Origin of the sequence: Paenibacillus sp. 2TAF8, assembly GCF_052114825.1 — a bacterium.
Taxonomy (GTDB): domain Bacteria; phylum Bacillota; class Bacilli; order Paenibacillales; family Paenibacillaceae; genus Paenibacillus.
Genome location: NZ_JBFRFN010000001.1, coordinates 64717 through 88662, shown reverse-complemented (window position 1 = coordinate 88662; position 23946 = coordinate 64717). Strand labels below are relative to the sequence as shown.

19 protein-coding genes are annotated in these 23946 nt (G+C 45.4%); 2 read left to right on the top strand and 17 right to left on the bottom strand.

Annotated features, from left to right (window positions below):
• Positions 1 to 101: 101 nt before the first annotated feature.
• Positions 102 to 1172, top strand: a complete 1071-nt coding sequence (gene splB, locus AB4Z30_RS00425; RefSeq protein ID WP_441922203.1) for a spore photoproduct lyase — start codon at positions 102 to 104, stop codon at positions 1170 to 1172.
• A 176-nt stretch (positions 1173 to 1348) separates the two neighbouring features.
• Here splB and AB4Z30_RS00420 read toward each other — a convergent pair whose 3' ends face one another.
• The 12 genes from AB4Z30_RS00420 to adhE all read right to left on the bottom strand — a co-directional run bounded on the left by AB4Z30_RS00420 (position 1349) and on the right by adhE (position 18226).
• A complete protein-coding gene (locus tag AB4Z30_RS00420) occupies positions 1349 to 2068 on the bottom strand; it encodes a cytochrome c biogenesis CcdA family protein (RefSeq protein WP_441922201.1) in 720 nt (239 codons plus the stop codon).
• 59 nt (positions 2069 to 2127) lie between these two features.
• Complete coding sequence (locus tag AB4Z30_RS00415; protein WP_441922199.1) at positions 2128 to 2931, bottom strand: metal ABC transporter permease; 804 nt, start codon at positions 2929 to 2931, stop codon at positions 2128 to 2130.
• Positions 2932 to 2981: 50 nt separating this feature from the next.
• A complete protein-coding gene (locus AB4Z30_RS00410; protein WP_441922197.1) occupies positions 2982 to 3740 on the bottom strand; it encodes a metal ABC transporter ATP-binding protein in 759 nt (252 codons plus the stop codon).
• Positions 3741 to 3899: 159 nt separating this feature from the next.
• The gene (locus AB4Z30_RS00405; RefSeq protein ID WP_441922830.1) at positions 3900 to 4892 is read right to left on the bottom strand and encodes a metal ABC transporter solute-binding protein, Zn/Mn family; all 993 of its coding nucleotides are present in this window, start codon (positions 4890 to 4892) and stop codon (positions 3900 to 3902) included.
• 333 nt (positions 4893 to 5225) lie between these two features.
• Entirely contained in the window at positions 5226 to 7256 is a 2031-nt protein-coding gene (metG, locus tag AB4Z30_RS00400) for a methionine--tRNA ligase (RefSeq protein WP_441922195.1), read from the bottom strand.
• 496 nt (positions 7257 to 7752) lie between these two features.
• A complete protein-coding gene (yidD, locus tag AB4Z30_RS00395; RefSeq protein WP_441922193.1) occupies positions 7753 to 8007 on the bottom strand; it encodes a membrane protein insertion efficiency factor YidD in 255 nt (84 codons plus the stop codon).
• 2 nt (positions 8008 to 8009) lie between these two features.
• Positions 8010 to 8480 carry a Fur family transcriptional regulator gene (locus AB4Z30_RS00390; RefSeq protein ID WP_441922191.1) on the bottom strand — a complete coding sequence of 157 codons (471 nt, stop codon included), beginning with the start codon at positions 8478 to 8480 and terminating at the stop codon, positions 8010 to 8012.
• Between the two features lie 301 nt (positions 8481 to 8781).
• Positions 8782 to 11082, bottom strand: coding sequence for a stalk domain-containing protein (locus AB4Z30_RS00385; protein WP_441922189.1), 2301 nt, complete (start codon positions 11080 to 11082; stop codon positions 8782 to 8784).
• 301 nt (positions 11083 to 11383) lie between these two features.
• Entirely contained in the window at positions 11384 to 12136 is a 753-nt protein-coding gene (gene pflA, locus AB4Z30_RS00380) for a pyruvate formate-lyase-activating protein (RefSeq protein WP_441922187.1), read from the bottom strand.
• A gap of 88 nt (positions 12137 to 12224) precedes the next feature.
• Positions 12225 to 14483: a formate C-acetyltransferase gene (pflB, locus tag AB4Z30_RS00375; RefSeq protein WP_441922185.1), complete on the bottom strand. Its 2259-nt coding sequence runs from the start codon at positions 14481 to 14483 to the stop codon at positions 12225 to 12227.
• 462 nt (positions 14484 to 14945) lie between these two features.
• A complete protein-coding gene (locus AB4Z30_RS00370; protein ID WP_441922183.1) occupies positions 14946 to 15185 on the bottom strand; it encodes a hypothetical protein in 240 nt (79 codons plus the stop codon).
• Positions 15186 to 15613: 428 nt separating this feature from the next.
• Complete coding sequence (gene adhE / locus AB4Z30_RS00365; RefSeq protein WP_441922181.1) at positions 15614 to 18226, bottom strand: bifunctional acetaldehyde-CoA/alcohol dehydrogenase; 2613 nt, start codon at positions 18224 to 18226, stop codon at positions 15614 to 15616.
• A 428-nt stretch (positions 18227 to 18654) separates the two neighbouring features.
• Here adhE and AB4Z30_RS00360 point away from each other — a divergent pair, with 428 nt between their 5' ends.
• Complete coding sequence (locus AB4Z30_RS00360) at positions 18655 to 19371, top strand: Crp/Fnr family transcriptional regulator (protein ID WP_441922179.1); 717 nt, start codon at positions 18655 to 18657, stop codon at positions 19369 to 19371.
• A 91-nt stretch (positions 19372 to 19462) separates the two neighbouring features.
• Here AB4Z30_RS00360 and AB4Z30_RS00355 read toward each other — a convergent pair whose 3' ends face one another.
• From AB4Z30_RS00355 to AB4Z30_RS00335, 5 genes are all read right to left on the bottom strand, one after another.
• Positions 19463 to 20179, bottom strand: coding sequence for a hypothetical protein (locus tag AB4Z30_RS00355; RefSeq protein WP_441922177.1), 717 nt, complete (start codon positions 20177 to 20179; stop codon positions 19463 to 19465).
• A gap of 193 nt (positions 20180 to 20372) precedes the next feature.
• Positions 20373 to 21101 (bottom strand): hypothetical protein, encoded by a 729-nt coding sequence (locus AB4Z30_RS00350; protein ID WP_441922175.1) that lies wholly within the window; start codon positions 21099 to 21101, stop codon positions 20373 to 20375.
• A gap of 187 nt (positions 21102 to 21288) precedes the next feature.
• The gene (locus tag AB4Z30_RS00345; RefSeq protein WP_192895048.1) at positions 21289 to 21591 is read right to left on the bottom strand and encodes a winged helix-turn-helix transcriptional regulator; all 303 of its coding nucleotides are present in this window, start codon (positions 21589 to 21591) and stop codon (positions 21289 to 21291) included.
• Positions 21592 to 21949: 358 nt separating this feature from the next.
• Positions 21950 to 22678 (bottom strand): ThuA domain-containing protein, encoded by a 729-nt coding sequence (locus AB4Z30_RS00340; RefSeq protein WP_441922173.1) that lies wholly within the window; start codon positions 22676 to 22678, stop codon positions 21950 to 21952.
• Positions 22679 to 22702: 24 nt separating this feature from the next.
• On the bottom strand, positions 22703 to 23671 hold the full coding sequence (locus AB4Z30_RS00335; protein ID WP_090922589.1) for a sugar phosphate isomerase/epimerase family protein: 969 nt from the start codon (positions 23669 to 23671) through the stop codon (positions 22703 to 22705).
• Between the last annotated feature and the right edge of the window lie 275 nt (positions 23672 to 23946).

Here is a 23946-nt window from a genome sequence, read left to right as displayed (position 1 = left end):
TACCCATTTCGGTTCATGTCTGTACACAAGGATTTGGCAGGCGTGACTTTCCTTCAGACGAGGCAAACTAAGGACAGTTTCGTACTGAAAGGAGTGATTCTGTGAGCACAAGCGTTGCCCAGCCCCCTGTTCGTAGAGCAAAGGGTACTAAACCCTTTATTCCCGATTTGGTGTATTTTGAACCCGGTGCGCTTGAATATGAAAAAGGTAAACGGATAATGGAATGGGTCACATCCCAAGACATCCCTTATCAGATGACCACTTCGCACAATCGAATCACAAACCTGCCCGGGGAGACGGAACAGGAGAAATACCGAATTGCCAAACGGACTCTCGTTGTTGGTGTACGCAAAACACTTAAGTTTGACCAGTCCAAACCTTCAGCAGAGTATGCGATTCCCATCTCCACAGGTTGTATGGGGCATTGTCACTATTGTTATCTTCAAACCACCCTCGGTGCCAAACCTTATGTTCGTGTGTATGTAAACACGGAAGAGATTATTGAGGCTGCCAAAGGATATATCGAGGAACGAAAACCTGAAATCACCCGTTTTGAAGCAGCTTGTACATCCGATCCCGTCGGCCTGGAACATATCACGGAGAACTTGAGTGATCTCATTCGTTTTATGGCTGATGAGGAATACGGCCGTCTTCGCTTTGTTACGAAATATCATCATGTCGATCCACTTCTGGGCATCAAGCATAATGGTCACACGCGTATCCGCTTTAGTGTCAATTCGGACTATGTCATCAAAAACTTCGAACCTGCCACCTCTCGCTTTGAAGAGCGAATTGAAGCTGCGGGTAAAATTGCCCGTGCCGGTTATCCGCTTGGTTTCATCATCGCTCCAATCATGTGGTATGATGGCTGGCAAGAAGGTTATGCGGAGTTACTTCAAAAGCTCGCTGATACATTGCCTGAAGAAGCGACCAAGGATCTCACTTTTGAAATGATCCAGCATCGTTTCACCAAAACGGCCAAAGCCACTATTGAGAAGCGATATCCCAAAACAAAGCTTGAGATGGATATTGAGAAGCGGAAAATGAAATGGGGTCGTTGGGGCCAATATAAATACGTCTATAAAGATGATCAGCAAGATGCCCTGCGCGAGTTCATTACAGAACGCATTTTTGAACATTTCCCGTTAGCCAACATTGATTATTTCACTTAAAATCTAGAGCAATGATCAGTCCCGTTTTGTAAAAAGTTCAATTCAAATTAATTTACGTATCTTCCTATAGGTTCAGATCAAAAAGCAGGTTGCATGTTCCAGTACTTTTCTGGTTCATACTCCCTGCTTTGTTTGGTGTAATTTATTTTGCATAATTTGAAGTTAATTCGAAGTTCTCACGTTAAATTGATCATCCATTCTGGAGTAATCTGCTGCAGCCAAATTGTAATTTGGGTCATCTGATCGGTGAACAGCAAGATGCCCATTAACAACATTAATGCTCCGCCAATCTTCATCATGATATTTGAATACCGCAGAATCCAACGTGTAGATCCGATGAAAAAAGCCAGAACGAAGAATGGTAGCGCAAATCCAATGGTATAACCTGTGATTAGTTTAAGCCAAGTTGAGGGTTCACTCGCAGCCATCGCAATAATAGCTGTAAGGATTGGTCCAATACAAGGCGACCACCCAGCTGAAAAACCGATACCGAAAATAAATGAACCGAGATAACCGGCTGGTTTCCATTTCATATCAAGTTTACGTTCTTTCATCAAAAACTGTGGTTTGAAAATGCCTAATAAAAACAGGCCCATCAACATAATCAAAATCGCTGACAATTGACGAATCAAATCACGATTATCATTAAAGAACTGACCAAACAATCCGGCACCAAGACCAAGTGAATAAAATACAGCAGAGAAACCGAGAATAAACGCCAGTGTATGGGTTAGTGTCTTCAAGCGCACCTCACGCTGATTACGATCATCCTTCAACTGTTGCACGGTCATTCCTGTGATGTACGAGAGGTATGAAGGATACAGCGGAAGACAACATGGTGAAATAAAAGAAGCGAGGCCGGCAACGAATGCCAGCCAAACATTAACATCAGGCATGAAGCAATGTCTCCCTTCCCTTGGGCTCACTTGCTTATTAATATTTAGTCATTAGTATGTCAGGCACGGAATCCTTTTTTGGCAATCATCGTTAGAATCAACATGCCAATTAACAGCAGTACAATTGTGGCTCCTGGCGCCAGATTCCAGATCCCCGCAGTAACCAGCCCAATCACAACAGCTATCTCTCCGATTACTACCGACAGAATAATCGCTGATTTGAAGCTTCGAGCCATGAGCAGGCTAACAGCTACAGGAATAGTCAACAATGCAGATACGAGCAAAGCTCCTACGATCTTGATCGCCGTACTAATCACCAGTGCTGTCATCACTGTAATTAACATGTTCAGCATTTTGACTGGCAAACCTGTGACTGCAGCTGCATCTTCCTCAAAGCTCAGCAGGAAAAACTCTTTATGTAAGAAGGCAACCACAATAACAACGATTAATGTCACGATACCAACCAGCTTAAGGTCCGTTGCATCCAGCGTATAGATGCTGCCGAACAAATAACTCATAACATCGGCGTTATACCCTTTTCCCAGTGTGAAAAACAGCGAAGCCAGAGCTACGCCTCCAGACATAATAATAGCGATGGACAACTCCGCATAAGTCTTATATGCCTTACGCAGCTTTTCAATGGCAAACGATGCGAGTACCGCAAAAATCAAACCTACCCCGATCGGATACACCTCGATTAGAAAACCAAGCGCTACTCCCGCGATTGTCACATGTGACAACGTGTCTCCGATCATCGACAGTCTGCGCAGTACGAGAAACACTCCAATCAGCGGTGCAGTAATGCCGATAAGTAATCCCCCTGCCAGGGCACGCTGAAAAAAATCACTCCATAATATTTCCAAAACAAACACGACTCCTTCGGCCTCGTTAATCTAATGGTCCACAAACATAACTAGCGAACCTGTGCGGTAGTATGCTGCAGGTTAGTCTCTGCACAATCCTCGATTTCATGTGAATGACGCACATGGAAATGAATCTTGCCATTGGTGAGGGCAGCTTCCGCGCCTAGATAACTCTCCATTCGGTCCATATCGTGAGACACCATCAGGAACGTCATCCGATGATGTTCATGCATGTGGGTAATCAGTTCAAAAAAACTGGCTTGTGACTCCGCATCAATCCCTACGGTAGGTTCATCCAGGATCAATAGATCCGGGTGATTAATTAACGCACGAGCCAAAAAGACCCGTTGTTGCTGACCGCCCGACAGTTGTCCAATACGTTTATGCGCTATATCCTCAATTCGCATCACCTGCATCGCATCAATGCACTGCTGTTGGCCTTGACGAGAGATACGGCGGAACATGTTCTTGTTGTTATATAAGCCAGACATGACAACTTCACGAACAGTCGCCGGGAACAGCGGATTAAACGCATTTTTTTGCGGCACGTATCCGATCCGGTTCCAGTCCTTGAATCTGCGAATCGACTGTCCGAACAACTTGATATCTCCTTGTGCAGGAGGCAAAAGTCCTACCAGCATGCGAAGCAACGTAGTTTTTCCCGCTCCGTTCGAACCGATAATACCTACAAAATCCCGCTGCTGAACCATAAAATTGAGATTTTGAATCACACGCTGATCCCCGTAGGAAAAAGACAAATTCTCAATCTCGATAATCGGATCATGACATAATGGCATGATTTGCTGCATGGCAAAGCCGCCCTTCATAATAAATAAAAATACGTAAATATACTGCTAGGCCGTGTCTGAAAACTCTGAAGAAAGCAAGGTTTCAAGACACGTCCTAAACATTCCAAAAGTCTTCGCCGATGGACAGCAAAGACTTCTGGACATTGACCTTCATTCTTCTTATTTTAATGCGATCAGCAGATTTTGCAAATTTTTCTCCATCAGGGTGAAATAATCATCTTTGTTGTTCACCTGTTCCTGAGTCAGTCCTTCCACTGGGTTGAGTACCATCGTTTCTACCCCTGCTTCACTAGCCAGTGTTTTAGCTAATTTGTCCGACACCAGCTCTTCAAAGAAAATATACTTGATACCTTCATCTTTGACCAGTTTAGCCAGTTTCACAATATCCTGTCCTGTTGGTTCTGCATCCGGCGACAGTCCCATGATAGCATGTTGCTTCAAGCCATAATCGCGTGCAAGATAACCGAACGCTTGGTGTGATACTACAATTTCCTTGTTTGCTACGGTTGCCAATTCATTCGTGAAACGCTGATCCAGTGCCTCCAGCTTGGTGCGTAGCTCCTCATAACGTTGCTCGTAACCTGCTTTATGTTCAGAATCAACTTCGACTAAACTGTTCTTGATATTTTCCGCCATGATCATTGCTGATTTGGGGCTAACCCATGTATGAGGATCGATGTGATGGTCAGCTACCTGTTCCTCATTGCCACTCTCGTCTGCATGATCGTCGGCATGTTCATCCTCATGCTCTTCACCATGTCCGTGACCATCGTCCCCTTCTGCTGCTAACAACTTGACACCTTCGCTGACTGCAACTGATTTTACTTTTGTATCACTGTTCAGTGATTTCAAAAAGTTTGGCACCCATCCCTCCAGACCTGCACCATTGTACAGAAAAAGCTGTGCCTTGGATGTATTCACGATATCTTGGCTCTTCGGTGTCCAGTCATGCGGCTCTACTCCTGTAGGCAGCAGGTTGATGACATTAGCATCCTCTCCGCCAATCGCCGCAGTAAACGCATATACCGGGTAAAATGTCGTCACTACATTAACTTTACCTTCAACAATTTTGGCTGTATTCTCGCTGTTCTGCCCACATGCAGACAGTACAAGCAGACTAAGTATAAGCAGACCGCTCCAAAGTAGCTTCATTGTACTCCGTTTTCCAAGTTTGCTGGATCGATCTAATCGTGCAAGTCTCTTCTTTTGAATAAAAGTCATATATGATTCACTCCGCATCTCTTAATCGTAAACATTACTGAAAGAATTATAGGTAACATACCCCCAATTGTCAAGGCTCATGTCCCATTCATTCTTTCCCGAAGTACGGAGTTCATAACAATATATGCTTGTTCGCCTATTATCAGATCTATTTTAAGCATAAAAAAGCGGTCCGAATTACTTCGGACCACCCTTGGTTCAAACTTGTGACAATCTCTGCACGATTGATCATGCTTATTGTATTGTGTTGCTTATGGAATCTGTTTATTTTACTTGTGCGCCGTTAGGCATGCTGTCTGGTACGGTAGCCAAGGTTAACTGATCCCCATGAGAAGCTGCCAGGATCATACCTTGAGACAGCTCTCCACGCAGTTTTACTGGTTTAAGATTGGTCACACAGATGACTTTACGTCCAACCATCTCTTCTGGCGAATAAAACTTGGCGATACCAGATACAACCTGACGTTGCTCATAACCAAGATCCAATTGTAGCTTGAGCAACTTATCTGCCTTTTTAACAGGCTCACAAGCGATAACTTGTGCCACACGTAGCTCAACTTTGGCAAAATCATCAATACCAATCTCTTCCTTGCCTTCAGGTGCAGTTACAGGCTCTACTGCAGCCGAAGCTTCCGATCCTGCTTCTGGCTGACTCATATCGGGCTGTGCAGCCTTTTGTCCACCTGTCATCGCTTCAGAGATATAAGCAATCTCCTGTTCAGCATCCAGACGCGGGAAGATCGGCTCACCTTTGTGCAATGCGTTGCCTGCAGGAACGATACCCCATTGTTTCGCTGAATCCCAAGCCGTCAGCTCACCTTCTTGGATACCCAGCTGTTCCCAAATTTTGCGCGGCGCACGAGTCAGGAACGGTTGCAACAGAATGGAAGCAATTCGCAAGCTTTCGATCAGATGGGACATCACGGATGCCAGCTCATCCCGTTTCGCTTCATCACGTGCCAGAGCCCATGGCTGTGTTTCGTCAATATATTTGTTACTGCGGCTAACAAATTGACTGATGGCCGTAAGCGCTACAGAGAACTGCAGGTTCTCCATCGCCTGCTCCACTTTTTCCACCGTTGCATGTCCTGCTTCTTCCAGCGAAGCATCAAATTCCGTTACATTGGAAGCAAACGCAGGAGCTTTGCCTTCAAAGTACTTGTCAACCATCGCTACGGTACGGTTCAGCAGGTTACCCAGGTCGTTCGCCAGATCGGAGTTCACACGCTCTACGAAGCTTTCCGGTGTAAATGTACCATCCGAACCAAACGGCACTTCACGCAGCAAATAGTAACGAAGGGAATCCAGACCGTAACGATCGATAAGGGTTACCGGATCTACCACATTCCCTTTGGATTTGGACATTTTACCATCTTTCATCAGCAACCAGCCATGAGCAAATACTTTTTTCGGCAAAGGCAGATCCAGCGCCATCAGCATGATTGGCCAGTAAATCGTATGGAAACGAACTATCTCTTTACCCACCAGATGAACATCCGCAGGCCAGAACTTGTCATACAATGAAGCATCCGAAGAACCGTAGCCCAGTGCTGTAATGTAGTTGGACAACGCGTCAATCCATACGTAAACGACATGTTTCGGATCGCCTTTAACTTTGACACCCCACTCAAAGGTTGTACGCGATACAGCCAAATCCTCAAGACCCGGCTTGATGAAGTTGTTGATCATCTCATTTTTACGGGATTCCGGTTGAATAAAACCAGGATTCTCTTCATAATATTTCAGCAAACGATCAGCGTATTTACTCATGCGGAGAAAGTATGATTCTTCTTTGACGAGTTCCACTGGATGACCGCTGTCTGGACTTTTAGCCGCGATAATCTCGCCTTGTTCATTCTTTTCTACATCCACCAGCTGCGTTTCGGTGTAATAGGTTTCATCCGGTATGCTGTACCAGCCTTCGTACTCACCTTTATAAATATCTCCCTGCTTCAGCAAACGATCAAAGATATCTTGTACAACTGTTTTGTGACGTTCGTCGGTTGTGCGAATGAAATCATCATTGGAGATGTCCAGCTTGTTCCACAGTTCTTTAATGCCTGCGACAATCTCATCAACAAAGGCCTGTGGAGACAAACCTTTCTCCTGAGCTTTACGCTCAATCTTCTGGCCATGTTCATCAGTGCCTGTCAGATAACGCACCTCGTATCCACGCAAACGTTTGTAACGAGACATCGCATCACCTGCTACCGTTGTGTACGCATGCCCAATGTGTAGCTTGTCGCTTGGATAATAAATCGGTGTTGTCAAATAAAATGTTTTTTGATCTGTCATGAATGACTTCTCCTCCTTCAATTGTTCTCATGAATACATGCAATAGTTTGAATGGCTACTTGTTCCTGATATCTGAAAATGAACACAAAAAAACTCCCGCCCTGTATGGGACGAGAGTATCTCTCACGTGTTACCACCCAAATTCCCCGCATTTTTCGCAAAACGCAGGCTCTGCCGGTCCTTCGACCGTCCATTAACGCTGGATCACGCCTCAGGCTTACGACAATAGCGACAAGTCGCTGATTGCACGCTCGAAAGAGGTTCCTCCGGGACCATCTTCCATCCTCCTCCCAGACCGGTTCTCAGCTTCTCCGGCTCTCTGCACTGGGGGTGTGTCTGTACTTATCCCTTCACTGGAAAATCATATACAAAAAATATACTGAAATGYAGACCTTGTTGTCAAGTATACTGCCGAATAGAGCCAAGTTTCTGGGTTACAGCTACCTGCTCCTTAACACATTAATCAGCAAAAATGAACATAAAGCTCTTCTACACATTACGAGTCGGATATCACTACATTTTTCTCCACCTTTGGTGGAACCAAATCCACACCGCCCGGATGAAACGGATGACATTTGGCAATACGTTTCGCCGCTAGAAGCGAACCTTTGAGTGCACCATGCACATCAATAGCTTCCATCGCATACGCCGAACACGTAGGATAGAATCGGCATGTCGGCGGTTTTAATGGAGAGATATAATTGCGGTACACCCGGATCGGAGCTTGCACGATTCTACGTGAAAGTTTCATATTTAGTTCTTCCCATGGCTGTGCACATGCTGCTGTGCAGTTGCCTTTTTGGCTGGGGCATGTTCGGCACAATCCTTGCAGTATCCGAACACTTCAAACTTGTGATCCACGACCTGAAATTGCTCGGGAGCATCAGCAAGTTGCATTGGACAAAAAACGATCGGGTAGGTCTTCTGACACTTCAGGCAGATCATATGATGATGATGGTGGCCTTCACTGCAATGCGCTCTGAATTTCACTCCATCTTCGAAGATCACTTGCTCCAGAACACCTAGTTCCTGCATCACGCGCAAGTTCCGGTACACCGTGTCAAAGCTTAATCCGCTGTAAGTCTTACCCATATATTCGTAGACGTCCTTGGGTGTAAGATACCCCGGAGATTCGGCAAATAACCGTGCAAGTGTCTTGCGTTGGTCGGTTATACGAAGTCCCTGTGAGGACATGGTCGTTATAATTTCTTCTGTCGACAGCATGATTTAAAGCACCTCCTGTCATACATTACTGCATTTTTCATCATGCGACATTTTTTTGGCAAAAGCCAAAGCTTATGCTCTTTTGGTATACCTCTAATAATGCATGAAATGAAGATCATAGTCAACGAAGGCCTACGGCGGATCGTCGTTTTTACGTGAACTCCATAAACAAAGGACCCCATAGTTATGGAGTCCTTTGATGACGGTTCAGAATATAGGTCATACAGGTGACTTTTGGGGTGAACGGGTATATAAAATATAAGCTTTCACTCCAAACCGTACGGTTTGATTCATTAGAATGTTACTTCTCAGCCGGAAGCGGGGTAAACAGAATGTTTACCGGCAAGTTGCTACCCGGTGCGGCAGAGAAAACAATGGTTACACTCTCACCGTAAGAACCTGTGCGATACAACACATTCTGTTCATTCGGCGCACTTAGAGATTGGCTGTTATTCGACAACTGTACCAACTGTCCGTTCACAAGTGCTGATCCATAATACTTTCCTCCGCGAGGATTAAACGAAATTAGTGTACGCGGAGCAACATTGTTCAGGGTGATTTTGTACAGTACACCGAAGTTACCCGCGTTAGAAGCGCTTGTGAAAGCCATCGGATCTGTACCATCGAGATTCGGATCACTTGCATTATCCCCTAATGGCAGACGGGAAGGCTTCGTGCCAACTTCCTGATCGTACGTAATAATTCGTGTTGCGTTCGGATAAGTCCCACGGTTATGAACACCGTCACGATCCAGAACTGGCAATGAGGACAATACAGCCATCGGATCTTTATTTTCTTCGATCATGACAATGTTGTAGGTGAGTGTATAATCGCTGAAAGTGTCTGAATAAAGGGAGATGACCTGCCCTTCTTTCATCGAAATATTGTTCAGTTCCGTCAGAATCAATTTACTTTCTCCTGGCTGGATGTACACTCTCTTCGAATCTGCTCCGGTCTGTATGGATTTGAACCATTTATCAATGGACAACTTACCCGCAACTGTAGCAAATGGCGTCGGTCCTGCAAAGCCCATATTTTGCTGTTCAAATACAGCTGTGTATGGATTGTTGTTGGTCGCAATCACATACATTTTTACTCTTTTCCCTGTATTATTGACATGGTGAATCATGAAACGCGTCTGTCCAAAGGAGGATTCCTTGTAGACGATGCCTTCCTGGTTAACTGTCTCAGGGCTGTTACTACGAATAAGCAGGCTTGGCTCATCCGTGTACGTAAATGGTACTTTTTCCATAGCAGGAACTTCCCCGCCACTGAATGTAAATTTGTCCCCTACCGGTACGAACAATTTGTTAAAATCAGACTGATTATAAAGCGTTTCGCTTGTGATCATAATCTCTTTGGTATATGTGTCGCTCAAACCATGTTTATCTGTGACGGTAAGAGATACGGTTTTCGGTCCCGGAAGGAAAAATGCAAGTGCATTGTTGCTCCAATCTCTTTTTTCAATCGCATTCTCATCATCCGTACTTTGATCCGTATAGGTGATTTTTTCACCCATTTTGTATTCTTCCTTGTCCGTTGTAAACATCGCTACTGGGGGAAGATTCGGACGCTCCACTTTGATCGTAAGCGTATAAGGATTACTCCACTGACCACTGGAATCTTGAACTGTATAAGTCACCGTATAAACACCTGGCTGATCAAAAGTATCTTGACGTCCAGTCCATTGCTCATCCACAATCGGGAGGCCATTCGGGGAACTGTTCTTAGTCGTGTAAACCACTGGATCCCCAGCAAAAATTTCCTTTTGAACAGTGAAGCTGGCTACCGGCTTGGTGTTTAACTTCAACACAACCGTCTTTGCAGACTGATTAACGGTATATGTGATGTTCAGCGCTTGAGTGATAGACGTCAATGGAATCATGAACGTGTTTTTCTCTTGATAAGCTGGGCCTTTCATCGTTCTGGATTCACCGTTAACGGTATACAATTTGCTGTTTGTTTTGAAACGAAGTTCGTCCGTACCGCTGAGAATGATCGTCTCTTTAGTCGTATTATCATATTTCACATCATAGCCAACCCGGTCCACCAGTGCACGAATGGCTACATTAGATACACCATTTTTCACGGCCATCGGCTGTCCGGCCAGATACGTTTTTCCATCCTGAATCATCTTGTTGCTGTTCATGTAGAGCGTCAAATCTCCACCCGATCTCACAGATGAAGATGTTCCATTCGTCGTTGACTGTTCCACTTCAGCAGGAGTTGGAGTGGTTGTTTCCTCCCCAGTTCCTTGCTCCTCATTTGTTCCTGTTTCAGGATTAACCGGAGTAGCTTCTGTTCCTGTAGGAGTTGTTGTTCCCGGATTTTCCTCTATTGCGCTTTCATTGTTAACAGGTTGTGTGTTGTTTGGTTCTGTGTTGGTTGATGGATTGTTAGCAGGCCCATTCGCCGTTCCTGATTTCACTTCGCTCTCGACAATCGGCTGCTCTTTCTTCACAATCTCAACGGACTTTACTTTTGCAGTATTCACTGGTGTCGTTTCGCTTGTTTCGGCTGCTTGTGCATTCGCAGGAATAACTGCAAACGCCTGAAAAACAGCAAAAGCGGTGAGTATGGACAACTTCTTCTTCAAATTCATTCTTTGTCTTTGGCTCCTTCTGCTCCCATTTATTAATATCCCCTCTAAAAGTCATATGATTAGACGCTCAGAAACGGGAAAAGTTGCTAAAAAAAATGAATAAGAATTGTAAACTTTTAATAGAAGTGAAAAACTATGAAAATATTTATCTGTTTATATAAACAAGGCGTGCTTCACCATATGAATTTCAGAATACTCTCTGTCTTGAATCCAGCATGTTTTGAACAGAGCCATTTTTCTAAAAAATAAAAACAACCCTTACGAACCAATGCTCGTAAAGGTTGCTTGATTAAATGTGAATCTACTTGCCTGAACAAGCCAAACCTGCTGTTTCTGCACGGCCTTGTTCAATCAGCCGATATGCCCGTTCAACTTCTTCTTCAGTTGGAGAAGGCACACCATCCAGCGGATAAACTTTCCCCAGTGCCTCCCATTTGTAGATCCCCATTTGATGATAAGGAAGGATTTCGAACTTCTCAACCCCGTTTAACGTACCGATAAAACGTCCAAGATTCAACAAATCCTCTTCCTGATCATGAATGCCAGGCACGTATACATGTCTGATCCACATTTTTCGACCATGATCCGATAACCATCTTGCTGTCTTCAGCGTACGTTCATTCGATTTGCCTGTCAGCTTGATGTGTTTCTCGTCATCGATATGTTTCAGATCGAGTAATACCAAATCTGTGTTATCGAGCAGATCATGGATACGATCCGGTTCATTGAAACCGTTGCTATCCAGCGTAGTATGAAGTCCCCAGCGACGTTTTACTTCTTTGAATACTTCGGCAACAAAATGTGCTTGTAGTGTAGGTTCGCCGCCAGATATGGTAAGTCCGCCGCCAGAGCTACGGTAGTAGGACAGGTACGGCTGAATTTCAGCGAGTACCTCCTCCAGTGTCATCTCTTTCCCGCCATCCAGTGCCCAAGTGTCAGGGTTGTGGCAATACTGACATTTGAGCAGGCATCCTTGCATAAAAAGCACGAAGCGGATGCCTGGGCCGTCAACCGTCCCGAAAGTTTCGAGTGAATGAATATGTCCGTTAACCATGCTGCCTCTTCCTTTCTTTTCGCACCCGCTATGCGCCTGATTTTTATTTGAAATCCGGATACTCGATCTGGATTACTGTAAAAGTGACTTACATTGAACCGTGGAACGTACGGTTGATAACATCCAACTGCTGCTCACGCGTCAATTTAATGAAGTTAACTGCGTAACCCGACACCCGTACAGTCAATTGCGGATACTGTTCTGGGTGATCCATTGCATCAATCAGTTGCTGACGATCAAATACGTTTACGTTCAAGTGATGCGCATTTTGACCAAAGTATCCATCCATCATCGCTGTCAGATTGGATTTGCGTGTAGCGTCTTCCTTACCCAGTGCTTTAGGCACGATGGAGAAGGTGTTGGATATACCATCAAGGCTGTGTTCATAAGGCAGTTTCGCTACAGAACCGAGGGATGCCAGTGCACCCTTTTTATCCCGACCATGCATCGGGTTTGCCCCTGGTGCGAACGGTTCACCTGCTTTACGTCCGTCTGGTGTCGTTCCTGTTTTCTTACCGTACACGACATTGGAAGTGATGGTCAGTACAGATTGTGTTGGCATTGCGTTACGATAAGCTTTGTGCTTGCGAATCATACTCATAAAGCTTTCTACAAGTTCTACAGCAATGCTGTCCACGCTGTCATCGTTGTTGCCGTAACAAGGGAATTCGCCTTCGATTTCAAAGTCAACCGCAATGCCTTGTTCATTACGAATCGGTTTAACTTTGGCATATTTGATCGCACTCAGTGAGTCAGCCGCTACCGACAGTCCCGCGATACCGCAAGCCATCGTACGTAAAATGTCTCGGTCATGAAGCGCCATTTCAATCCGCTCGTAGCTGTATTTATCATGCATGTAGTGGATCACGTTAAGAGTGTTCATATACAGTTTAGCCAGCCACTCCATCATCGGTTTGAAACGTTTCATGACTTCATTATAGTCCAGTACTTCACTTGTAATGGCAGGATATTCTGGACCAACCTGTGCTCCTGATTTTTCGTCACGTCCACCGTTGATCGCATACAGCAATGCTTTCGCCAAGTTGGCACGTGCGCCAAAGAATTGCATTTGTTTACCGATCTTCATTGCGGATACACAGCAGGCAATACCGTAATCATCGCCATAGATTGGACGCATCAGATCATCATTCTCATACTGGATGGAGCTGGTTTCAATAGATACTTTACTGCAATAATCTTTGAAAGCCTGAGGCAGCTTCGTGGACCACAGGACAGTCAAGTTCGGCTCTGGTGCAGGTCCCAGATTATGCAAGGTGTGCAGGAAACGGAAGCTGTTTTTAGTTACACGCGTTTCACCGTTGACTGACATCCCTCCGATGGACTCTGTTACCCAGGTAGGGTCACCACTGAACAATTCGTTGTAATCCGGTGTACGCAGGAATTTAACAATCCGCAATTTCATAACAAAGTGGTCAACCAATTCTTGCGCTTGTTCTTCTGTAAGGATACCCTCTTGCAAGTCACGTTCAATATAGATATCCAGGAAGGAAGACACACGTCCTAGGGACATCGCAGCACCGTTTTGTTCTTTGATTGCTGCAAGGTAGCCGAAGTACAACCATTGGAATGCTTCTTTGGCCGTTGTTGCTGGCAATGAAATATCGAAACCGTGCATCTCACCCAGTTGTTTCAATTCTTGCAGTGCCCGAATCTGCTCGGACAACTCTTCGCGCAGACGAATGACATCTTCATCAATCACGTCTACTTCCAGTGCATTGAGTTCACCCTTTTTGTTGCGAATCAGGAAGTCTACCCCATACAGAGCAACCCGGCGATAGTCACCGATGATCCGTCCACGACCGTAAGCATCCGGCAGACCTGTGATAATACCTGCTTTACGTGCTGCACGCATATCGGAAGTGTAAGCATCGAATACACCTTGGTTATGCGTTTTGCGAATGTTTGTAAATATATCAATGACACCTTGAGGCATTTCGAAACCATATGCTTCACAAGCATCAATCATCATGCGAATTCCGCCGAATGGTTGAATGGAACGTTTGAATGGAGCGTCTGTTTGTACCCCGACAATCTGCTCTTTGCTTTGATCCAAATAACCCGGTTGATGGGAAKTAATGGTCGCTGGCGTATTCACATCAACGTCAAGCACACCACCGTTATCCCGTTCTTTTTTGGTCAGATCGGATACAATATCCCACAATTCTTTGGTATTCTGGGTTGCACCTGCAAGGAACGCCTCGTCACCATAGTATGGGGACAGGTTATGTTCCAGAAAATCATTCACGTTAACCGTCTTGGTCCATGTTCCTTTGGTAAAGTTTCTCCAGCCTGTTTGTTGTTTAACATCTTTTTCGATCACCGACATCGTAATCCCTCCGCTTTTTTGGATTTCTGGACACATTATATTCTTGCAATAGACGTATCATCATGTGTCCAAAGCCGCGATTTATGTGAATTGTTTCACATGATCCGGAACACGTTCTCTCTACTGGGGAACCGGAACCGCGGAATGAATGTTTTTCTTATATTTTCAGTATACGTCGCGCTGGTTTCATCATCTGTGATTTTTGTCACAAAGCAAGCAATCTATGTCACTCCAGATGGGTGTTGTCTTATTGCACGATACGACGGTTGTTCACACTTGACTACTCCGCGGGCAGAACAACTTCAGATCGCCGTTATCCCCGGATTTTTTCGATTCACTTTTTCAAAGTGAAAATCCGGTGATAAATGCGAACGCTCCGCTTCTTCCGTCTGTCCTGCCCGCTCCGTTATCGTGTGAACCACTATTGTGCAAACAGCCACCTCCCTCCTCCATTCCTACCATTTAGGGGAACCATTGCTCCGCTATGCCCGGAGCAACTTCAGGATTGAAGGAAGTTCCTGAAAAACGGACGCTTCGCTTCTCCGTTTTTCTGCCCATTTTTTTGCTGCTTACGCGGGCTTCGTCCTTGCTACAGCTCCACTGGTACACTGTCGTGATGTCCGCTTCACGCAAACGGCTAGAACGTTCCTGAAAAACGGATGCTTCGCTGCTCCGTTTTTCTGCCCATTTTTTGCTACTCACGCGGGCTTCGCCTTTGCTACAGCTACACTGGTGCGCTGTCGTGTTGTCCGCGTTCAACGCAAACGGCTAGAACGTTCTTGAAAAACGGATGCTTCGCTTCTCCGTTTTTCTGCCCATTTTTTTGCTGCTTACGCGGGCTTCGYCYTTGCTACAGCTMCACTGGTRCRCTGTCGTGTTGTCCTCGTTCACGCAAACGGCTAGAACGTTCCTGAAAAACGGATGCTTCGCTTCTCCGTTTTTCTGCCCACTCTGCCTCACCTCCTACGCTTTTCTCTCCATTCTCACGTTCACTTCCCCTCTTACTCACCTCCTTTCCTGTTTCTCATTTCCTTTTCCTTATCTATACAGCAATCGGGGCTCCCCAATGTGGAGAACCCCTGAATCTATTACCTTAACCTGAAGTGGTTAGTTGTAATTTATGCTGCTTATTATTCAAATTTGCCGTAGAAAGCGTTGCGGTACACATCGGCCAGCTCAGTTACAAGCGGCAGTTTTGGATTCGCTGTTGTACATTGGTCTTCGAAGGCACGGTCCGCCAGGTAGTCTACACGCGATTCGAAATCTTTGGCGTCAAATCCGATTTCCTGGAATGATTCTTCGATGCCCAGTTTTTTGTTCAAATCACGGATCGCTTTGATCAAGCTATTTACGCCTTCTTCGGTTGTACGTGCTGGCAATCCGAGAATACGTGCAATTTCGGCGTAACGCTCATCTGCCACAAAGTGTGAATATTTCGGGAACGATGCAAATTTCGTCGGTTTTTTCGCATTGTAACGAATAACGTGTGGTAATAAGATGGCATTGGTGCGTCCGTGTGCGGTATGGTACTGACCGCCCCATTTATGCGCCAAGCTGTGGTTAATACCCAGGAACGCGTTGGCAAAAGCCATACCTGCAATTGTGGAAGCATTATGCATTTTCTCACGTGCCAGTTTATCGCCTTGCAGTGACGATTGCTCCAGGTATTGGAACACCAGTTGGATGGCTTTGATTGCCAGACCGTCTGTGTAGTCATTCGCCATAACGGATACGTACGCTTCAATCGCATGTGTCAATACGTCCATACCGGTATCGGCTACTGCGGTTTTTGGCAAACTGTATACGAACTCAGGGTCAACAATCGCTACGTCTGGTGTCAATTCATAGTCAGCGAGCGGATACTTCGTATTGCCATGCTCTTTATCGGTAATTACCGCAAACGATGTGACTTCCGAACCTGTACCGGATGTTGTCGGAATGGCTACAAATTTCGCCTTCGATCCGAGTCTTGGATATTTGTAGATCCGTTTACGGATATCCATGAATTTTTGTTTCAGGTTGTTAAAGTCCGTATCTGGATATTCATAGAACAACCACATCGCTTTGGCAGCATCCATTGGTGATCCGCCACCGAGTGCGATAATGCAGTCTGGTTGGAAGCGTTCCATCATGGCTGTACCACGGTCTACTGTTGTTGTTGATGGATCTGGCTCAACTTCAGAGAAGACTTCAATCGCAACCGGTGTCTGACGTTGACGCAGATAATGCTCTACTTTTTCCACATATCCGAGTTTGACCATCACCGCGTCTGTAATAATCGCTACACGAGTAATGTCCGGCATTTTGGCAAGGTATTGTGTTGCCCCTTTTTCGAAATAGACTTTGTTCGGCACTTTGAACCATTGCATATTCACGGTACGGCGAGCCACCCTTTTCACATTGATTAGGTTCACAGCAGTTACGTTAGAAGATGTCGAGTTACGTCCGTACGATCCACAACCCAGAGTCAGCGATGGCATGTTCGTATTGTAGATATCCCCGATGGCGCCATGTGTGGAAGGTGAGTTCACGATAATCCGTCCGGTTTGCAGGCGATCCGCAAATTGGTTGATCACTTCTTCATTGTTCGAGTGAATAACGGAGGAGTGACCCATTCCGCCAAAAGCAACCACTTCTGCGGCACGCTCGATACCATCTTTTGCAGATTTCACTTTGTAACATGCCAGCACCGGACTCAGTTTCTCGGCGGACAATGGGAATTTTGTGCCTACGCCTTCAATCTCGGCTACCAAAATTTTAGTGCCTGCTGGTACTTCAATACCGCACATTTTGGCAATGTTCACAGCGGACTGACCTACGATGGATGGATTAACCGCACATTTCTCTGCGTTAATTGCACCTGCTGTCAATTTGGCTGCCTCTTCTTTGTTTACAAAATAACAGCCGTTCGTGATCATTTTCTTTTTCACTTGATCGAAGATTGGTTCTTCAATAATGACCGCTTGCTCGGATGCGCAGATCATACCATTATCAAAAGACTTCGACAGGATTAAATCCGTTACAGCCTGATTGATATCTGCACTCTTTTCAATAAAGCATGGCACGTTACCTGGTCCTACGCCCAGTGCCGGTTTACCACAGCTGTACGCTGCCCGTACCATCGCTGATCCGCCTGTCGCCAGGATGAGAGCAACATCATTGTGGTTCATCAGTGCGTTGGTACGATCCATGGATGGGTCATCAATCCATTGGATACAGTCGGCTGGAGCACCGTTTTTCACAGCAGCTTCATGCAAGATTTTCGCTGCTTCGCGGCTACAGTTCTGTGCAGAAGGGTGGAAGCCAAAGATAATCGGGTTACGCGTTTTAATCGCAATCAGTGCTTTAAACATCGTTGTGGATGTCGGGTTGGTTACTGGTGTGATCCCCATGATAATCCCAACTGGCTCCGCAATTTTCTGGAAGCTGTCGTACTCATTGTCTTCAATAACGCCTACTGTTTTTTCGTATTTAATGCTGTTATAAACATACTCTGTGGCGAATATATTTTTAATGATTTTATCTTCATATACACCGCGTCCGGTTTCTTCCACTGCCATCTTGGCGAGCATCATATGTTTATCCAGTCCCGCAAGCGCCATAGCCTGCACAATCCGGTCAATCTGCTCCTGATCCATGGACATGAATGCTGCGTGTGCTTTGTTCGCTTTGTCAATTAACGTTTGAATATACTGACCTGCTGTCGGTTCTTTTGTTGGGGCGACTTCATTCTTTACAGCCATCTCCCTCATCCTCCTAAAGGTTCGTATTGGTTTGTCTCTCTTCTTTACATCCACATCGTATCATGGGGAAAATATATATTATGTGATTTTTTTCACAAAGTATAAAAAATTTTAGTTAAGTTTTTAACATCCCTTTTTAGACAGGAAATCTCGTTCTATTTAAAATAGTAGATCAACAGCCTCATCCTTCCCTTGTAAAAGTGAATTTAATCACAATGTTTGGAATTTCGCCATTTTTAAAGGCTTTCCATGCCCCTCAAACGGTAAGATTAGGTATATACTGAACTTAAAAATTGAACCACCGCAATTTGTACCGTACCTCCACACGGCCGAGATGACCAGATCAGGATGGCACAGTTTGCGGCAAACCTCGGGGGCAACTTGTAGCTAGACTTGCCTGACCGGGGAGACAAAGGGGAGATCAACGTATGGGAGAACTAACAAACGTACTGGAAAAACGCGGAAACACTAGCTGTTTCTCAGAAGTGAATTTTAATCATCTGCTCGTGACGATGAAAGACCGAACTTACCCGGAAGGAACACATCTGTACTGGGAAGGTGACGTCTCTGACAAACTTTATTATATGAAACGGGGACGCGCCCAGATCACCAAATCGACCGATGAGGGTAAGGAACTGATTATGTACATGTACCAGTCGGGCGACATGATTGGTCAGGCTGATCCGTTCTTCGGTTCCAAACACAGCTTCTCGGCGGAAGTTCTGGAGGATAGCGAGATTGGTGTGCTGGAACACAAGGACTTGGAAATGCTGATCTGCCAGCATTGTGACTTTGCGATTGATTTTATGAAATGGATGGGCATTCACCATCGTTTGACCCAAACCAAGTTCCGGGATCTGATGTTGTACGGCAAACCTGGGGCACTCTGTTCTACCCTGATCCGGCTGTCTAATTCCTATGGAGAAGCGCATGGAGACCATGTGATCATTCATAAAAAAATTACCCACACGGACTTGTCCAATATGATTGGAGCTACCCGTGAAAGTGTAAACCGCATGCTCAGCGATCTTCGCAAAAAAGATGCGATCGAGTATGATAACGGCATGATTGTTATTAAAGACCTGAAGATGTTGCAAGGAATCTGTCACTGCGAACTATGCCCGAGTGAAATCTGCCGCATCTGACATGAACCGACTTTTCAAAAATATCATTCCACGTAAAAAAAGCCCAATTTCACTGAATCCAATTGGGCTTTTTGTGCTTCTTTTTATATGTTCAAGATGGGTTGACAAGTTCAAGTTTTATCGAATCTCGCGGACTTAATTTCATATCCAACCCGTTCTCCATTAATTCCTTGTCATTCACCTTAATCACCCAGCGCTGGTTCATGCGAGGTGTGATATTCTCCACGGCTACAACAAATTTGTTATTTTCCGACAACCGCACAACCCCACTGGACTTTAAAACATCACGAACCGTGCATTCCTGTACATAAATGCCGGCATACTGCCGATTCAGGTTCGGGTTATCCTGGCCGCCACTTACTTTCAGCAGGGTTGTCTGATAAGCGACACTGCTGCCCCCACCGTCGGCGGCTTTGACGTATATAATAACTTCATCTTTGGCATGAAGCTCCGTATCCCAATTTTCAGGTTCAACATCCTTGCCATTTAGCTTGACTGCCCAGGTTAGTGAGGAGTCGAGCGAAACCTCGCCCACAGATTGGATACGGCTTCCATCTGCCGTAAAATCAACCAGACCGCTGTTCAGCAACGCTTTTTTGAGCGTCAATCCCTCACTGAAATCTCGTTTGATGGACTTCGTTGCATCGGGTAAAAAGGTACTTCCATCAATAGCAACAGTAATCGTATTCGCTGAATCTTTCTCTGAGACAACTGGTTGTTCGGAAGGCTGTGTCTCTCTGGTACACCCCGTCAAAATGACGAGAATAAGCATGCATAGACCTATGTAACCGGGAATTTTCTTCATCATGTAGGTAACACCACCCTGCGTAAAATCATTCACCCTGTTGTCCATACCCTTTATTATGGCACATTCTTTGATAAAAAACAGTGTCAATGCCGTTACTTTTCTCTTTCACCTGCTTGAAGACCTAATATCTAAAAAAGGAGAGCCTGCGAACAGACCCTCCTATACTGCATTAGCCATGCTTCGGACCAAGCCACTATTGAATAAAAGCTTGCATATAGGTACGGCCTCCATCGCCGTCCTTCACATAAGGATTCAACCCAAACGTTTGATTATCTGATACAAAAACACCAGTAAGCAAACGACCTTCAAGTAATGCACCGTCTACCTGCACGCAGCAGGAAGGAGCATCAACGTATTCCTGATACAATGGAATATGACCGTATGGCTGATGAACTTTGAACACTTTGCCCTGCTCATGCAATGGACGATCCGAGAAATACGTTGGTACAATGTATCTTGCGATGACTTCTAGTTCATCCGCTGTATAAAACGGCTCATCACCAAGCCAAGGTGCGAACATGCGGATTTTTTCATATTGTGACCAGACGACGGCCTGAATGAGCATTTCGATCTGAACCAACTTCCCGTTTCCGGCCTTCAGACAAAGCCGATCGTTGAAAGGTTGTTGTTTTGAGAGAGACACGCGATCAGGTAACCGCAGTTCACAGCCGATACATTTCCAGCCGCTGGGCGCTTGAATCCATTTTTGCAGCACCGCCGGAGACGATCCTGAGCCAGTGCTGTTCAATAAATATGCGTCTGTCTGGAAAGGGTTATCACTACCCGAACGTGAATCAACTGAGCGTTTGAACAGTTCTGCCGTTTTCTGATAAATCAGATGAACCTGAATGGATGCGCTCTCAAGTTCTGCGATGTCTTGTTTGCCGTAGCGTATTTCACGGGATAAGCTTTCTTCTCTCATGACAAGTGGCCTCCTTCGCTCCGGCCGTCTGCGGCCATTTTCTATAGATTATACTACATCTGCTGACAACATGTGCACAGGAAGCATGAAAAAGTCCCACGTAAACCGTCTCAGAAGACAAAAAACTCTTGATTTCACTGGAAATCAAGAGTTTTTTGTTATGCTCTCACATAACATGCAATTGAGTTTATTCCACCCAATGCTCGGCCCAGTCTTGAATCTGATTCATGACAGGCTGTAATGCCTTGCCCTTCTCGGTCAGCTCATACTCAATTCGCACTGGCGTTTCTGGGTACACATGACGCACCAGAATGCCCTCACTCTCCAGGTCTTTCATCCGTTCAGACAACATTTTGTCACTCATGGACGGTATCAGATTGGAGATGTCTTTAAATCGCTTTGAACCACTCATCAACGTTTGAATAATCAAACCATTCCAGCGCTTGCCCAAAAAAGAGAACGCCGTCTCAAAGCGCGGACACATCCGCATATCTTGATCTTCCACTTTTATCACCTCTTTAGAGATCACTCGACTTACGTTTTGTTAGTATATTTCATAATAACATATTTGAGCTTCAATGAAAACGTCTGCCGAAAAAAACTTTACATTTTAGAAGCAAGACATGAAGCACAGACAAGATCTCTGTTCTGTTCCTTCAGTATACAACACGTTATGGCAGGTAACCATGGGAAATATCTTTTAACAACTGATATCCTTATATTACCCAAAAAGAACCCTTCTACCACGGTCAGACAACCTGGAGAAGGGCTCGGTTTTACTTTATCGACTTATTATGAATTGTCCATGTGTGGGTTATAAGACACACCCTAGCTAAAGCCACTGCGGCTTAAACCAGCACGCCACCAATTGGTCTTACAGGTTCGCTCTTGCCGTATTGCGGCTTCGAGCTACGGGCAGGGTAGGCCCATTTTACAGCGTTGCTGATCACTTTCAGGATTTCCGGATTGTAATAGGTCGGGTACGTCTCGTGCCCGGGCCGGAAATAAAAGATTTTACCTTCGCCGCGACGGAACGTACATCCACTACGGAATACCTCTCCGCCCTGGAAGTTACTCACAAACACCAGCTCATCCGGTACTGGAATATCGAAGAATTCACCATACATCTCTTCTTTTTCCAATACAATCTTGCCTTCAATGCCTTCCGCAATTGGATGGGACGGATTGACGCACCATACGATCTCCTGCTCATCTGCTACACGCCATTTGAGATCACAGCTCGTTCCCATCAGTGCCTTGAAAGGCTTGGAGAAATGACCTGAATGCAGAACAATCATACCCATGCCGTTCAATACGCGCTGTGTGACCTTCTGTACAATCTCATCACTGACGCGATCATGTGCCATATGTCCCCACCATATAAGCACATCCGTGGAATTCAGCACTTCATCGCTCAAGCCGTGTTCAGGCTGATCCAGTGTAGCTGTACGAATCGCAAATCCTTCGCCGCCAAGTCCTTCAGCAAGTGCACGGTGTAGACCGTCCGGATAAACTTCCCTGACTTCATCATGTATTTTCTCATGGACAAATTCATTCCAAATGGTGACGTTAATCATAATCAATTTCCCCCTAGTATAGCTCTAAACCCACCACATATCACCCAGCGGTTCCTCGATCAATACTTGCTGGAGATTTTGTACGGCTTTAGAGAATCCTTCTTCCACCGACATCAGACCGTCTTCATGTTCAATACTTACCACATAATCATATCCAACCAGGCGCAAAGCACTCATAATGTCTGCCCACGTTTTGTTATCATGTCCATATCCCACCGAGCGGAACTGCCAAGCACGATCCAACATGTTCGTGTAATCCTGCATATCCGTTACCCCGTGTTTATTTACGTTCACCGGATCGATCGTTGTATCTTTGGCATGGAAGTGATGGATTGCATTTTCCCGACCCAAAATGTGAATCGCCTGTACCGGGTCAATGCCTTGCCACCACATGTGGCTTGGGTCAAGGTTTGCACCAATGACTTCACCTGCAGCTTCACGCAGTCTCAGCAACGTTGCTGGTGTATGCACTGAGAATCCACCGTGCAGCTCCAAACCTACTTTTACGTTACGGTCCGCAGCAAATTTGCCCCACTCCGTCCAGTAAGGAATCACTTTGTTTTCCCATTGCCATTTCAAAATTTCCTGAAAATCATTCGGCCAAGGCGCAACAGGCCAGTTCGGATACTTCGCATCCTCGTGGTCTCCCGGACAGCCGGAGAATGTATTAACAACAGGCACTTCCAGCTTTTCAGCCAGCTCTACCGATTTTACGAAATCATCATGGAAGCCTTTTGCAATATCTTTTTGCGGATGCAACGGGTTACCGTGGCAACTCAGAGCACTGATTGTCAGACCGCGGGATTCCACTGCATTTTTGAAGTTTTTGAGAGCTGTAGGATTGCTTAACAACTCATCCGGCTTGCAGTGAGCGTTCCCCGGGTGTCCACCTGTTCCGATCTCTACTGCTTTAAGTCCCTTGGAAGCTACATAATCAAGGGCATCCTCCAATTTACGTCCACCAAATAGTACCAAAAATACGCCGAGTTTCAAGTGCAATTCCTCCCTGATTTAGATAATGTATGATTGCTGTGTTTTGCTCTCCTATACATGTTGAACTAAAGATCTTTACACGGAGCACTTCGATGACAGAATAACCTTTCAATCGCTGTTATCCCCAGATTTTTTGAATCCCTTTTTAAAAGGGGAAAATCCGGTGATAAAGGCGAGCGCTTCGCTTTTCCAGGTTTTTTCCGTCCTCTCCGTTGCTGTGTAAATAAAATGTTCAAACGATATAGTTTATCAAACCTGTCGCTGTTGCATTTTTG

Excerpts from the sequence above, each read along its gene's own strand:
- AB4Z30_RS00420 (WP_441922201.1), bottom strand. The coding sequence starts at position 2,068 with ATGCCTGATGTTAATGTTTGGCTGGCATTCGTTGCCGGCCTCGCTTCT.
- AB4Z30_RS00410 (WP_441922197.1), bottom strand. The coding sequence starts at position 3,740 with ATGCAGCAAATCATGCCATTATGTCATGATCCGATTATCGAGATTGAG.
- AB4Z30_RS00405 (WP_441922830.1), bottom strand. The coding sequence starts at position 4,892 with ATGAAGCTACTTTGGAGCGGTCTGCTTATACTTAGTCTGCTTGTACTG.
- metG (WP_441922195.1), bottom strand. The coding sequence starts at position 7,256 with ATGACAGATCAAAAAACATTTTATTTGACAACACCGATTTATTATCCA.
- yidD (WP_441922193.1), bottom strand. The coding sequence starts at position 8,007 with ATGAAACTTTCACGTAGAATCGTGCAAGCTCCGATCCGGGTGTACCGC.
- AB4Z30_RS00390 (WP_441922191.1), bottom strand. The coding sequence starts at position 8,480 with ATGCTGTCGACAGAAGAAATTATAACGACCATGTCCTCACAGGGACTT.
- AB4Z30_RS00385 (WP_441922189.1), bottom strand. The coding sequence starts at position 11,082 with ATGAATTTGAAGAAGAAGTTGTCCATACTCACCGCTTTTGCTGTTTTT.
- pflA (WP_441922187.1), bottom strand. The coding sequence starts at position 12,136 with ATGGTTAACGGACATATTCATTCACTCGAAACTTTCGGGACGGTTGAC.
- adhE (WP_441922181.1), bottom strand. The coding sequence starts at position 18,226 with ATGGCTGTAAAGAATGAAGTCGCCCCAACAAAAGAACCGACAGCAGGT.
- AB4Z30_RS00360 (WP_441922179.1), top strand. The coding sequence starts at position 18,655 with ATGGGAGAACTAACAAACGTACTGGAAAAACGCGGAAACACTAGCTGT.
- AB4Z30_RS00355 (WP_441922177.1), bottom strand. The coding sequence starts at position 20,179 with ATGATGAAGAAAATTCCCGGTTACATAGGTCTATGCATGCTTATTCTC.
- AB4Z30_RS00350 (WP_441922175.1), bottom strand. The coding sequence starts at position 21,101 with ATGAGAGAAGAAAGCTTATCCCGTGAAATACGCTACGGCAAACAAGAC.
- AB4Z30_RS00345 (WP_192895048.1), bottom strand. The coding sequence starts at position 21,591 with ATGCGGATGTGTCCGCGCTTTGAGACGGCGTTCTCTTTTTTGGGCAAG.
- AB4Z30_RS00340 (WP_441922173.1), bottom strand. The coding sequence starts at position 22,678 with ATGATTAACGTCACCATTTGGAATGAATTTGTCCATGAGAAAATACAT.